The following is a 13,275-nucleotide window of genomic DNA, read 5'->3' as shown; positions in this document are numbered from 1 at the left end:
CCGCGGTTGTTGGTGTGCTCGTGAACATCCAGGGTGTGGTGACCGGGGGCTTCGAGCCCGTACGCGAGGCCTTCGCGCGCAACTTCGAGGTCCTCGGGGACCGGGGCGCGGCCGTGACCGTGTACCGGGACGGCCGCAAGGTCGTCGACCTGTGGGGCGGCACGAAGGACGCCGACGGGACCGAGCCCTGGGCCGAGGACACCGCGACGATCGTGCGGTCCGCGACCAAGGGCGTGGCCGCGGCCGTGCCGCTCCTGCTGCACCAGCGGGGACTGCTGGACCTGGACGCGCCGGTGAGCTCGTACTGGCCTGAGTTCAAGGCGGGCGGCAAGGAGCGCACCCTGGTCCGCCACCTGCTCGCGCACCAGGCCGGCGTCCCCGCCCTGGACCGGGGCCTGACCATGGCGGAAGCCGCGGACGGGGTGTCGGGGGCGCGGGCGGTCGCCGCGCAGCAGGCGTTCTGGGAGCCCGGCAGCGCGCACGGCTACCACGCGCAGACCTTCAGCTGGCTGGTGTCCGAGCTGGTGCTGCGGGCCACCGGGCGCACCATCGGCGGGATCCTGGCCGAGGAGATGGCCGAGCCGCTGGGCCTGGACTTCTGGATCGGCCTGCCGGAGGGCGAGGCGCACCGGGTGGGCCGGGTGGCGCCCGTCGAGCCGCCGCCGAGTGCGGGACTGCTGAAGACGCGGCCGAGGAGAAACGTTTCGGAGGCGTACGCCGACCCGGAGTCGCTCACCCGCCGCGCCTTCGCCGCCATCGACCCCCAGCCGGACGAGAACGACCCCGTCTACCAGGCGGCGGAGCTGCCCGGATCGGCCGGCATCGGCACGGCGCGCGCCCTGGCACGCTTCTACGCGGCGACCATCGGGGTGGTGGAGGACGGGGCGCGGATCTTCACCCCGGCGACCACCGCGCTGGCCGGCACCGAGTTCGCGGCGGGCCCTGACCGGGTGCTGGTCGTGGGGACCCGCTTCGGCCCCGGCTACATGCTGCACGGGCCGGCGTCGCCGCTGCTGTCCCCGGCCTCCTTCGGCCACCCGGGCCGCGGCGGCTCGCTGGCCTTCGCGGACCCGGAGGCGGGCATCGGCTTCGGGTACGTCACCAACGCGCACGCCAAGTCGGTCACCGCCGACCCGCGCGCGCAGGCGCTGGTGCGGGCGCTGCGCTCCTGCCTGTAGCGCTTTGTCGCTTTGGCGCTTTTTTGGGTGCTCGTCGCCGTCAGTGGCGTTCGCGGACGTCGGCCGGCTCGGCGGCCGCGAGGGTGACGAGTTCGCGCGGGGGCATCGGGAACACGGTGTGCGGGGTGCCGGCCGCCGCCCAGACCACGTCGTGCCGCAGGAGGGCCTGGTCCGCCAGCACGCGGGTGCGGGTGCGGTGGCCGAAGGGCGGGACGCCGCCGATGGCGTAGCCGGTGGTCTCGCGGACGAGGGCCGCGTCGGCGCGGGTGACTTCCACGGCGTCCAGTTGACGTCGTACCGCTTCGACGTCGACGCGCGAGGCGCCGTCCATGAGGACCAGGACCGGGACGCCGTCCGCGGCGAAGACCAGTGACTTCACGATCTGGCTGAGCTCGCAGCCGACCGCGGCGGCGGCCTCGGCGGCCGTGCGGGTGCCTTCGGGGAAGGTGCGGATGGCGAGGTCCAGGCCGAGTTCGGCGAGGGCCCGGGCGAAGAGGGGGTGCGGGGTGCTGCTGCTCGTCGTCGTCATGCCGGGACGCTAGCGCCGTGCCGGGACGGGGGCGAAGTGTTTTGTCCCCGCCCCGCCCTTCCTCCGTTCCCCGGGCTGCGCCCCGGGTTCCGTGGGCCGGCTTCGTCCTTTGCCGTGGCCCAGGGTGTCAGGGGGTGTTGAGGACCGTTGCCACGACGGGGCCCGCCGCGTCGGCGCCGTGGCCGCCGGCCTCGACCATGGCCGCCGCCGCCACGTCGCCGCTGAAGCCCGTGAACCAGCTGTCCGGCGCGGCCGCGCCGTCGACCTCCGCCGAGCCGGTCTTCGCCCCCTTGTCGGAGCCGCCGACCGCGGCCATGGCCTTCGCCGCCGTGCCGCTCGTTGCCGTCTGCCGCATCATCCGCACCAGCTGCGCCGACACCCCCGGTGCCAGGGAGCGCGGAGCCGTCGCCAGGGTGCGGCCGTCCAGGGAGGCCTTGACGAGGACCGGCTGGCGGAACACCCCGGTGCGGGCCGTCGCCGTCACGGAGGCCATGTTCAGCGGGTTCATCTGGACGGCGCCCTGCCCGATGTACTCGGCGGCGGCCGCCGAACCCGACGTCACCGGCACGGTGCCGTCCTGCGAGGGGATGCCCGTCTTCCAGTCCAGCCCGAGGCCGAAGGCCTCCTTGGCGGTCCTCGGCAGCGCGCCGTTGTCCTTCACGTCGTCGATCAGGCTGATGAAGGCGGTGTTGCAGGACCGGGCGAAGCTGGTCGAGAAGGGCTGGCCCTGGAGGGAGAAGCCGCCCTGGTTGCGGAAGACCTTCCCGTCCCATGTGGCGCTCGCCGGGCACGCCGCCGGCCGGTCGGCCGCCACCAGGCCCTTCTCCAGCAGCATCGCGGCCGTCACGATCTTCATCGTCGAGCCGGGTGCCCGCCGGCCCAGCATCGCCGCGTTGAAGCCGTCGCGGCGGTGGTTGGCCACCGCCAGGATGTCGCCGGTGCTCGGCTGGACCGCGACCACCGAGGCCTCCTCGTACTGGCCCACCGCCTTCTCCGCCGCCGCCTGCACGTCGGCGTCGAGGACGGTCCGCAGCTGCCCGGGCCTGCCCTCGACCAGTGTCGCCAGGCTCCGCTTGGGGGCGTCGGCGGTGGCCGGCTCGATCCACACCTCGACGCCGGGGGTGCCGCCCGCCGTCTGCCCGTACGTCTTGCGCAGCGCGTCCAGCACCGGCCGCAGCGACGGGTAGCGCTCGGGCGTGAGTTCCTTGCCGTGGCGGTCGACGGCCTGGACCGGCGGGCTGGCCGGGGTGCCCGCGCGCAGCCGCTCGTCCTTCTGGAGCTGGGGGTGGATCACCGAGGGCTGCCAGTCGACGAGCGGCTTGCCGCTGCCGGCGCCGCGGACGACGGTCAGCCGGGAGTCGTAGACGAAGGGCTTGGTGGTTCCCTCGTGGGTGATCTCGGCCTCGACCTTGAAGGGCACGGTGGCGCCGTCGGGGGTGCCGGGGGTGATGACCGCCTTGGACACGACCCCCTTGGACCGGAAATCGGCCACCGCCGGCTGCGCGGCCTGGGCGTCGGTCGTCAGGTCGGCCGCCGTGCGGGCGTCGCCGGACGCCCACGCGGCCAGGAACTCCTTGGCGACCCGGGCCGTCTCCTGGTCGGTGACCGGACCGGTCGCCTTCGGCGCGGTGACCGAGCCGGTGCCGCCCGCGCCGTTCTTGCCGCCGCCGGTACCGGCGCCGCTGTCGCCGCTGTCACCCACCAGGGTGATCACCCCGTACGCCGCACCGCCGGCCATCGCCAGGAAGACCCCGCCGACGATGGCACCCTTCGCCGCCCCGTTCACTTCTGTCCCCTCCCCAGGAGCCCCCGTTCTCTGAACGCGTTCAAAGAACCTGTGGGGCTCACCTTACGCGCGGGTAAGGGGTCAGATCCACGTATCCAGCCACATCCGGCCACGCCACGAGTCCATGGGCAGGGTCTGGCCGGTGTAGATCGGCCAGAAATAGATGAAGTTCCAGATGATCAGGAGCACCAGCACCCCCGCCCCGATCGCCCCCAGGGCCCGCCGCCGCTCCGAGGAGCCAGAGGGCCCCAGCAGGGCACCGACCATCATCGCCACCGCCAGGCACAGGTAGGGGACGAAGACCACCGCGTAGAAGTAGAAGATCGTCCGCTCCTGGTAGTTGAACCAGGGCAGCAGGCCCGCGCCCAGCGCGCACGCGATCGCGCCCGCCCGCCAGTCGCGCCGCAGCAGCCAGCGCCACAGCACGTACAGCAGCGCGACGCAGCCCGTCCACCACAGCAGCGGCGTGCCCAGGGCCAGCACCTCGCGGGCGCACTTGCCCGCCTCGGTCGCCGGGCAGCCGTCGGTGCCGGGGGAGGGGGACTCGTAGAAGTAGGACACCGGCCGGCCCAGGACCAGCCAGCTCCACGGGTTCGACTGATAGGTGTGGCCGGAGGTCAGGCCCACGTGGAACTTGTAGACCTCCGTCTCGTAGTGCCACAGGCTGCGCAGCCACTCCGGCAGGAAGGACAGCGAACTGTTCCGGTCGTACTTGGCGGCCCAGTCGCGGAAGTAACCGCCCTTGCCGTCGTCCGGGCTCAGGATCCAGCCGAGCCAGGACGTCAGGTACACGGCGATCGCCACCGGCACCGTCGAGAGGAACCCGGGCAGCGCGTCGCGGCGCAGCATCGCCGCGTACGGGGCGCCCGCGCCGGCGGTGCGGCGCGCGGCCGCGTCCCACAGCACGGTCAGGACCCCGAAGAAGGCCAGCACCACCAGGCCGTTCCACTTGGTGCCGAACGCCAGGCCCAGACAGACGCCGGCCAGCAGCCGGTACGGGCGCCAGCCCAGCCGGAGGGTCTCCGCGACGGCCGCGTCCGGGCGGGCGCGGCCCTCCTCGTCGACCGGGAGCGCCGCCGCGAGGCGGGCCCGCGCCCGGTCGCGGTCGACGACCAGCGCGCCGAAGGCGGCCAGGACGAAGAACATCAGCACCAGATCGAGCAGGGCGGTGCGGCTCATCACCAGGTGGAGGCCGTCGACCGCGAGCAGGGCGCCCGCCAGGCAGCCGAGGAAGGTGGAGCGGAAGAGGCGCCGGCCGATGCGGCACAGCATCAGGACGGACAGGGTGCCGAGCACCGCCGTCATGAACCGCCAGCCGAACGGGTCGAAGCCGAACATCCACTCGCCGAGCCCGATCACCCATTTGCCGACCGGCGGGTGGACCACGTAGCCGGGGTCGGCGGGCAGCGGTACCAGGTCGGGATTCGCCAGGATCGACTTGTCGACATCCTTGGGCCAGCTGGCTTCGTAGCCCTGCCGGATGGTCGCCCACGCGTCCTTCGCGTAGTACGTCTCGTCGAATATCACCGCCTTGGGGCTGCCCAGGTGCGCGAACCGCAGCACGCCCGCGACGAACGCCACCAGCAGCGGCCCCGCCCACGCCATGGCCCGCTGCCACTTCTCCCGGCTCGCCTCCCCGATCCCGAGCGCCGTCCACAGCTGGGCGGACGGCCGGGCGTACGGGGGCACGAGGCGGGTGCGGACATCGGCGGCCGGCGCGGCCGGCGCGTAGCCGAACCCGCGCAGGCGGCGCAGCCACGCGGGCGGTTCGTGCTCGGGGCCGCCTCCGCCCGGCGGGACGGGCGGGGCCCCCGCGGGGCTGGGCGGCGGCGTCGCGGTACTGGTCACCGGGTCATCGTAGGGAACGCCCCTGTGCGAGCCCCAGTCCCCACGAGCCCCAATGAGAGGATGAGGCGGTGACAGCAGACCAGCCCCGCGCCGACCGATCCCCTTCCTCCGACGGCGTACTCGTCCTCGCCGGGACCCCGATCGGCGACCTCGCCGACGCCCCGCCCCGGCTCGCCGCCGAGCTGGAGCGGGCCGACGTGATCGCCGCCGAGGACACCCGGCGGCTGCGCCGGCTCACCCAGGGCCTCGGCGTGCACACCACCGGGCGCGTCCTCTCGTACTTCGAGGGCAACGAGTCCGCCCGGACCCCCGAGCTGGTCGAGGCCCTGGAGGCGGGCCGGCGGGTGCTGCTGGTCACCGACGCGGGCATGCCCTCGGTCTCCGACCCCGGCTACCGGCTGGTCGCCGCCGCGGTGGAGAAGGACATCAAGGTCACGGCCGTGCCCGGGCCCTCCGCCGTCCTCACCGCGCTCGCGCTCTCCGGGCTCCCCGTGGACCGGTTCTGCTTCGAGGGGTTCCTGCCGCGCAAGGCGGGCGAGCGGCTCGGCCGGCTCCGCGAGGTCGAGGGCGAGCGGCGCACGCTCGTCTACTTCGAGGCCCCGCACCGGCTCGACGACACCCTGGCCGCCATGGCCGAGGTGTTCGGCGCCGACCGGCGGGCCGCCGTGTGCCGCGAGCTCACCAAGACCTACGAGGAGGTCAAGCGCGGCGGGCTGGGCGCGCTGGCCGAGTGGGCCGCGGAGGGCGTGCGGGGAGAGATCACCGTCGTCGTCGAGGGCGCGCCGGCCGCCGGGCCCGCGGACCTGGACGACGAGGAGCTGGTGCGCAGGGTGCGGGTGCGCGAGGAGGCGGGCGAGCGGCGCAAGGAGGCCATCGCGGCGGTCGCGGCCGAGGCCGGAGTACCCAAGCGCGAAGTCTTCGACGCGGTGGTCGCGGCAAAGAATGCGGCACAAAAGATGCCGTAGATCGGTAAAGAGCTAACCTGAAAAGCAAAGCTCAGACCGCGCACCGGCCGCTTTGAGACATGACTGGCCCAAAGAGAGTCCAACACTGGACAGGGCCTGATGCGCTCCCGCCCGAAGAGGCGTCCACTGTCATTGGCACCAGTGGAACAAGAGGAGCTGGCATGAGTGAGATCGCTGACACCCCGGTACCCGTCCCCGTCGCAGGTCCTGCCGCCGTTTCCATGTCCGACGTGCAGACCGTGCACGAGGCCTACTCCTTCGCGTGCATGAAGTGCGGGTACGGCTGGGAGCAGGCCTATGCGATCGAGCACCACACCGACGGCAAGGGCCAGCCGTTCATCATGTACATGGTGAACGGCGAGCGGGTGCCCTCCCCGCTGTCCAACCCGACCTGCCTGAACTGCGGCGGGCACGTGGTGCGGATCATGCGGGCCGGCACGGTCTCCCAGGTGAACGCCACCATCGACCGCCTCTACCACCACCGCATCGCCCCCGGGATCGCCGGACCCGTCCCGGCCGGGGACAACCCGCCGCGCCCGCCGAGGCAGCGCAAGCCCTCCCACGACGCCCCGGGGCCGGTCACCGTCAACGAGCCCGGGCGGCGGCCCGGCCTGCTCGCCCGCCTGCTGGGGCGGCTGCGCCGGTCATAAGATCGGCCCATGAGCCCTAGCCCTTCCTCCTCCGCCAAGGACGCCCCGCCCCCGCTGCCCGAACCGCTGCGGGTGGCGGTGGCCGACTCGCACACCCACCTCGACATGCAGTCCGGCACCGTCGAGGAGGGGCTGGCGAAGGCGGCCTCGGTGGGAGTGACCACCGTCGTCCAGGTGGGCTGCGACGTGAAGGGGTCGCGCTGGGCCGCCGAGACCGCCGCGGCCCACGCCAACGTCCACGCGGCGGTGGCGCTGCACCCGAACGAGGCCCCCCGCATCGTCCTGGGCGATCCGGACGGCTGGTCGCGGCAGGGCGCCCGGGCCGGCGGCGGCGAGGGCGCGCTGGACGACGCCCTCGCCGAGATCGAGGCGCTGGCCGCCCTCGACCACGTCAAGGCGGTCGGCGAGACCGGGCTGGACCACTTCCGCACCGGGCCGGAGGGAATGGCCGCGCAGGAGCGTTCCTTCCGGGCCCACATCGAGATCGCCAAGCGGCAGGGCAAGGCCCTCGTCATCCACGACCGCGACGCCCACGCCGACGTGCTGCGCGTGCTGCGCGAGGAGGGCGCGCCCGAGCGGACGGTCTTCCACTGCTACTCCGGGGACGCGGAGATGGCCCGGGAGTGCGCGGCCGCCGGGTACTACATGTCCTTCGCCGGCACCGTCACCTTCAAGAACGCGGCGCCGCTGCGGGAGGCCCTGGCGGTGGCCCCGCTGGAACTGGTGCTCGTCGAGACGGACGCCCCCTACCTCACCCCGGCGCCCTACCGCGGGCGGCCCAACGCGCCGTACCTGATCCCGCTGACGGTGCGGGCGATGGCCGCGGTGCGCGGGATCGACGAGGACGCCATGGCCACCGCCCTCGCGGCGAACACGGCCCGCGCCTTCGACTACCGACTCGACCACTGAGCCACTGAGCGGCGGGCGGGTGTGGGGACATCACCGCATGGCGACATGACGTCATGGCGATGTGCCGACATTTCGGTACGGTCGCCGCGACACCTTCGGTACACCCGTTCGTTCGACACACTGGGTAGTCGAACGGCTTTGGTGCGTGACGGCCGCTCCCGCTAGGGTGCCGTGCCCGAACCAGCCGGGGCCGGACCAGTGGAGCGAGCGACGTGAGCGATACGCAGGGCAGTCACCGCCGTGCCTCCTGGCCGGAGACCGAGCCGGACCGCACCGGCCCGGACCCCCGTCCGGGTCCCGGCCCGGGGCAGGGCCCGGGGCCCGAGCCCGGCGTCCCCGCCCCCCGGGCCGAGGGCCGGCGCGCCGCACGCCGCCGGGCGGCCACCGCCCCGGGAACCGCCGACGACCCCGCCCCCGCCCCCGCCCGCCGGGCCGGCGGCGGCGGCCGCCGCCGGGCCGCCCCGGCCCCGGCAGGACCACCCCCGGCCGCCGCGCCCCCACCCGCCGCGCCCCCGCCCGCCGGAACCCCGGCCGCGCCCCCCGCCGAAGGCCGCCGCCCCACCGGCAGGCGCCGCGCCACCGGCCACCCCGACGCCGCCCCCGACGTCCCCCCGGCCACCGGCCGCCGCCGCGCCCCCGGCACCCCGTCCGACGCCGCCCCGGACCCCGCCCCGGCCACCGGCCGCCGCCGCGCCCCCGGGACCCCGCCGGACACCGCCCCCGCCCCCGCCACCGGCCGCCGCCGGGCACCCGGTGGCCCCGCCGGCGACGGGCGGGCCACCGACCCCGGCGCCGGCGCCGACCGCCCCCACCCCGCCGCCCCCGCCGCCGCCACCGGCCGCCGCCGGCGGACCCGGCCCGCCGGGCAGGGGGCCGCCGTCCGCGACAGCTGGCGCCGCATCGTCCCCCAGGCCCTCGTCGTCGCCTTCCTCGCCGGCGGCACCACCGCCTTCGTCGCCGCCGACAAGTCCGTCCACCTCACCGTCGACGGCGAACCCCGCACCCTCCACACCTTCGCCGGGAACGTCGAGGACCTCCTCGCCGCCGAAGGCCTCGGCGTCGGCCCCCACGACCTCGTCGCCCCCGCCCGCGGCTCCGCCCTGGAGGACGGCGAGGAGGTCGTCGTCCGCTACGGCCGCCCCCTGCGCCTGACCCTCGACGGCACCAGCCGCCAGCTGTGGACCACCGCCCGCACCGTCGACGCCGCCCTGCACCAGCTCGGCGTCCGCGTCGAGGGCGCCTACCTCTCCGCCCCCCGCACCGCCCCCGTCCCCCGCGCCGGACTCACCCTCAGCGTCCGCACCGAACGCGGCGTCACCTTCATGGCCGACGGCCGCGAACGCACCATCCGCACCAACGCCGCCACCGTCCAGGAGGCCCTCGGCCAGGCCGGCATCACCCTGCGCGGCGAGGACACCACCTCCGTGCCCCCGGACTCCTTCCCGCGCGACGGACAGACCGTCACCGTCCTGCGCATCACCGGCACCCGCGAGGTCCGCGAGGAACGCATCCCGTACGAGACCGAACGCGTCGACGACGACACCCTCTTCGCCGGCACCGAGGTCGTCGAACGCGCCGGCCGCCCCGGCGCGCGCCGGGTCACGTACGGGCTGCGCACCGTCAACGGGGTCCGCCAGCCCGCCCGCAGGATCGCCGAGGAGGTCGTCCGCGAACCCGTCAGCCAGCTTGTCAAGGTCGGCACGAAGCCCCTGCCGACCTCCGTCGCCGGCGCCGACCACCTCGACTGGGACGCGCTCGCCCGGTGCGAGTCCGGCGGCCGGCCCTCCGCCACCGACGCCTCCGGCACCTACGGCGGCCTCTACCAGTTCGACGTCACCACCTGGCAGGCCCTCGGCGGCAGCGGCCGCCCGCAGGACGCCCCGGCCGGGGAGCAGACGTTCCGGGCGAAGAAGCTCTACGTGCAGCGGGGGGCGAGTCCGTGGCCGCACTGCGGCCGTAGGCTTTACCAGTGAGCACCGCAGAGCAGCAGCAGCCCCACGGGACCCCCCAGGCCTCCGAGGCCCCTTCCGACGCCCTCCTCGGCCCGGCCGACATCCGAGAGCTGGCCGCCGCCCTCGGCGTGCGCCCGACGAAGCAGAAGGGCCAGAACTTCGTCATCGACGCCAACACGGTCCGCCGGATCGTGCGCACCGCCGGGGTACGCCCCGACGACGTCGTCGTCGAGGTCGGCCCGGGCCTCGGCTCGCTGACGCTGGCCCTGCTGGAGGCCGCCGACCGGGTCGTCGCCGTCGAGATCGACGACATCCTCGCCGCCGCGCTGCCCGCCACCATCGAGGCACGGATGCCGCGGAAGAAGGACCGCTTCGCGCTCGTCCACTCCGACGCGATGCTCGTCACCGAGCTGCCCGGCCCCGCGCCGACCGCGCTCGTCGCGAACCTGCCCTACAACGTGGCCGTGCCCGTGCTGCTGACCATGCTCGACCGCTTCCCCAGCATCGAGCGGACCCTCGTCATGGTCCAGGCCGAGGTCGCCGACCGGCTCGCCGCCCGCCCCGGCAACAAGGTGTACGGGGTCCCGTCCGTCAAGGCGAACTGGTACGCGGACGTCAAGCGCGCCGGATCCATCGGCCGCAACGTCTTCTGGCCCGCCCCGAACGTCGACTCCGGACTCGTCTCCCTCGTCCGCCGCTCCGAGCCGATCGCGACCACCGCCTCCAAGGCCGAGGTCTTCGCCGTCGTCGACGCGGCCTTCGCGCAGCGGCGCAAGGGCCTGCGCTCCGCGCTGGCCGGCTGGGCCGGCTCGGCCGCCGCCGCCGAGGCCGCGCTGACCGCCGCCGGGATCAGCCCGCTGGCCCGGGGCGAATCCCTGACGGTGGAGGAGTTCGCGGCCATCGCCGAGCACAAGCCCTCCGACGCGCGGAAGCCCGCGCTGTGAGCGCCGCGCCGCACGGGCCGGTGACCGTACGGGTCCCCGCGAAGGTCAACGTGCAGCTGGCGGTGGGCGCGGCCCGCCCCGACGGCTTCCACGACCTGGCCAGCGTCTTCCTCGCCGTCTCCCTCCACGACGAGGTCACCGCGACCCCGACCACCGGCGACGGGCCCACCGTCAGCTGCGAGGGCCCCGACAGCGACCAGGTGCCGCTGGACCGTACGAACCTCGCGGCGCGGGCCGCCGAAGTCCTCGCCGCCCGGGCCGGGCTCACCCCCGCCGTCCACCTGCACATCGCCAAGAACATCCCCGTCGCCGGCGGCATGGCCGGCGGCAGCGCGGACGGCGCGGCGGCGCTGCTGGCCTGCGACGCGCTGTGGGGGCTCGCCACCCCCCGCGAGGAGCTCCTCGCGATCTGCGCCGAGCTCGGCAGCGACGTCCCCTTCAGCCTGGTGGGCGGCGCGGCGCTGGGCACCGGGCGCGGGGAGCTGCTGACCCCCGTCGCGGCGGGCGGCTTCCACTGGGTGTTCGCGGTGGCGCACGGCGGGCTGTCCACCCCGGCGGTGTTCCGCGAGTTCGACCGGCTGATGGAGGGCATGGACGTACCCGTCCCGCAGGCCTCGGCGGAGCTGCTGGCGGCGCTTGCCTCCGGCGACCCCGACGCGCTGGCCGCCGTGCTGCCGCGGTCCAACGGGCTCCAGCCGGCGGCGCTGTCGCTGCGGCCGGAGCTGGCCGAGACCCTCGCGGCGGGGGTCGGGGCCGGGGCCCTGGCCGGGCTGGTGTCGGGGTCCGGGCCGACGACGGCGTTCCTGGTGCGGGACGCCGAGGCGGCGGCGAAGGTGGCGGCCGAGCTGGAGGCCTCCGGCACCTGCCGCGCCACCCGCGTGACCGCCTCGCCGGCGCCGGGCGCCACGGTCCTGGCGTAGCCGGTCCCGCCTGGGGTGCGCGTGGCGCCGCTGCGCGGAGCCGTCTCCCCGCCCCGCCCTTCCTCCGTTCCCCGGGGCTTCGCCCCGGACCCCGCTCCTGGGGGCTCCGCCCCCAGACCCCCGCGCCTCAAACGCCGGCGGGGCCATGAACAGCCCCGCGCGGGGGAAGCCCCGCGCAGCGGCCCCCGTGTCACCCACCGGTACCTAGGGCGCGGATGAGTAGCCGCGCCCTGTTCCCGGCCGCCGCGGGCCAGGAGCGTAGGGGACATGACAGCCAGCGCCAGCGACCTCGCCGCCGCCACCCCCGCCACGCGCGACCGGTACGTGGACCTGCTCCGCGTCGCCTCCCTCGCGACCGTCGTCCTCGGCCACTGGCTGATGGCCGCCGTCAGCGCCGACGGCATAGGGAACCTGCTCGCCCTCGTGCCCCCGCTCCAGGTGCTCACCTGGGGGCTCCAGGTCATGCCCGTCTTCTTCTTCGTCGGCGGGTTCAGCCACGCCCTCTCCTACCGGTCCCTGGAGCGCCGCTCCGCCGGCCGGCCCGTCTACGCCGCCTTCCTGCGCGCCCGGCTGCGCCGCCTGCTGCGGCCCACCCTGGTCTTCGTGCTCGGCTGGGCCGCGTTCGCCCTCGTCGTGCAGCTCGCCGGCGCCGACCGGGGCCCGCTCGCCGGCGCCGCGCTGCGCATGGTCACCCAGCCGCTGTGGTTCATCGGGATCTACCTGGCCATGGTGGCCCTCACCCCGCCCCTGCTGCGCGCCCACGCCCGCTGGGGGTGGGCCGCCTTCGCCGCGCTCGCCGCAGCCGCCGCCCTGGTCGACGTCGTGCGCTTCGCGCTGCACCTCCCGTACGCCGAGTTCCTGAACTTCGCCTTCGTCTGGCTCGCCGTCCACCAGCTCGGCTTCCTGCGCGCCGACGGCCGCATCCGCCGCCCCGCCCTCCTCGGCGCCGCCGGCCTCGCCGGGGCGGTGCTGCTCGTCGCCGTCGGCCCGTACCCGCTGTCCATGGTGGGGATGCCCGGCGAGAAGGTGTCCAACATGGCCCCGCCCACCCTCGCCCTGCTCTGCCACGGCATGTGGCTGGTCGGCGCCGTCCAGCTGCTCGCGCGGCCCGCCGCCGCCCTGCTCGCCCGGCCCCGCGTCTGGCGCGGGGTGGTCGCCGCCAACGGGGTCGCCATGACCGCGTTCCTGTGGCACCTCACCGCCATGCTCGCCGTGTACGCCGCCCAGCTCGCCCTCGGCCCGGCCCTGCCCGAGCCCGCCACCGCCGCCTGGTGGGCGCAGGTCCCCGTCAGGATCCTCCTGGCGGCCGGCCTCACCACCGTCCTCGTGGCCTGCCTGCGCCGCTTCGAGACCCCCTCCCCGGCGGACACCGCCCCCGGCAGCGGGCCCGCCGCCGCCCTCGGCACCACCCTGTGCCTGCTGGGGATCCTCGGCCTGTCCATGACCGGCCTCGGCGGGCTGCTGGAAGGGCACACCGCCACCCTCGTCGCCGTCCCGGTCACCGCGCCCGCCGCCATCGGCATGGCCCTGGCGGGCGCCTGGCTGGTGGAACGGTCGCCGTCGGCGCGGAGGGTTAGGCTGAGGGGCTGATCCA

The 13,275-nt window shown here is 75.3% G+C and carries 11 protein-coding genes; 8 read left to right on the top strand and 3 right to left on the bottom strand.

Features of this window, described 5'->3' with window-relative positions; genetic code table 11:
* Positions 1-20 precede the first annotated feature (20 nt).
* Positions 21-1,178, top strand: a complete 1,158-nt coding sequence (locus tag ACZ5NJ_RS22415; protein ID WP_468766869.1) for a serine hydrolase domain-containing protein — start codon at positions 21-23, stop codon at positions 1,176-1,178.
* A 40-nt stretch (positions 1,179-1,218) separates the two neighbouring features.
* Here the strand turns inward: ACZ5NJ_RS22415 and ACZ5NJ_RS22410 are convergent, their stop codons facing one another.
* From ACZ5NJ_RS22410 to ACZ5NJ_RS22400, 3 genes are all read right to left on the bottom strand, one after another.
* The gene (locus ACZ5NJ_RS22410; protein WP_468766868.1) at positions 1,219-1,707 is read right to left on the bottom strand and encodes a YbaK/EbsC family protein; all 489 of its coding nucleotides are present in this window, start codon (positions 1,705-1,707) and stop codon (positions 1,219-1,221) included.
* A 127-nt stretch (positions 1,708-1,834) separates the two neighbouring features.
* The gene (locus tag ACZ5NJ_RS22405; RefSeq protein ID WP_468766867.1) at positions 1,835-3,493 is read right to left on the bottom strand and encodes a penicillin-binding transpeptidase domain-containing protein; all 1,659 of its coding nucleotides are present in this window, start codon (positions 3,491-3,493) and stop codon (positions 1,835-1,837) included.
* An 81-nt stretch (positions 3,494-3,574) separates the two neighbouring features.
* Entirely contained in the window at positions 3,575-5,341 is a 1,767-nt protein-coding gene (locus tag ACZ5NJ_RS22400) for a dolichyl-phosphate-mannose--protein mannosyltransferase (RefSeq protein ID WP_468766865.1), read from the bottom strand.
* A gap of 68 nt (positions 5,342-5,409) precedes the next feature.
* Here ACZ5NJ_RS22400 and rsmI point away from each other — a divergent pair, with 68 nt between their 5' ends.
* The 7 genes from rsmI (at position 5,410) to ACZ5NJ_RS22365 (ending at position 13,271) form a co-directional block, all read left to right on the top strand.
* The gene (rsmI, locus tag ACZ5NJ_RS22395; protein WP_468766864.1) at positions 5,410-6,306 is read left to right on the top strand and encodes a 16S rRNA (cytidine(1402)-2'-O)-methyltransferase; all 897 of its coding nucleotides are present in this window, start codon (positions 5,410-5,412) and stop codon (positions 6,304-6,306) included.
* A 161-nt stretch (positions 6,307-6,467) separates the two neighbouring features.
* Positions 6,468-6,956 carry a hypothetical protein gene (locus ACZ5NJ_RS22390; protein ID WP_468766863.1) on the top strand — a complete coding sequence of 163 codons (489 nt, stop codon included), beginning with the start codon at positions 6,468-6,470 and terminating at the stop codon, positions 6,954-6,956.
* 9 nt (positions 6,957-6,965) lie between these two features.
* Positions 6,966-7,865 carry a TatD family hydrolase gene (locus ACZ5NJ_RS22385; RefSeq protein WP_468766861.1) on the top strand — a complete coding sequence of 300 codons (900 nt, stop codon included), beginning with the start codon at positions 6,966-6,968 and terminating at the stop codon, positions 7,863-7,865.
* Between the two features lie 212 nt (positions 7,866-8,077).
* Positions 8,078-9,838 carry a ubiquitin-like domain-containing protein gene (locus tag ACZ5NJ_RS22380; RefSeq protein ID WP_468766860.1) on the top strand — a complete coding sequence of 587 codons (1,761 nt, stop codon included), beginning with the start codon at positions 8,078-8,080 and terminating at the stop codon, positions 9,836-9,838.
* Entirely contained in the window at positions 9,835-10,761 is a 927-nt protein-coding gene (rsmA, locus tag ACZ5NJ_RS22375) for a 16S rRNA (adenine(1518)-N(6)/adenine(1519)-N(6))-dimethyltransferase RsmA (RefSeq protein WP_468766858.1), read from the top strand. The genes ACZ5NJ_RS22380 and rsmA overlap by 4 nt, the downstream gene beginning before the upstream one ends.
* Complete coding sequence (locus tag ACZ5NJ_RS22370) at positions 10,758-11,681, top strand: 4-(cytidine 5'-diphospho)-2-C-methyl-D-erythritol kinase (protein ID WP_468766857.1); 924 nt, start codon at positions 10,758-10,760, stop codon at positions 11,679-11,681. The genes rsmA and ACZ5NJ_RS22370 overlap by 4 nt, the downstream gene beginning before the upstream one ends.
* A gap of 267 nt (positions 11,682-11,948) precedes the next feature.
* Entirely contained in the window at positions 11,949-13,271 is a 1,323-nt protein-coding gene (locus ACZ5NJ_RS22365) for an acyltransferase family protein (RefSeq protein ID WP_468766856.1), read from the top strand.
* The last annotated feature ends 4 nt before the right edge of the window (positions 13,272-13,275 follow it).

Source organism: Streptomyces sp. NPDC032091, assembly GCF_055580265.1.
Note: the sequence above shows the minus strand (reverse complement) of the source record. Positions and strands in the feature narration are given on the sequence as shown.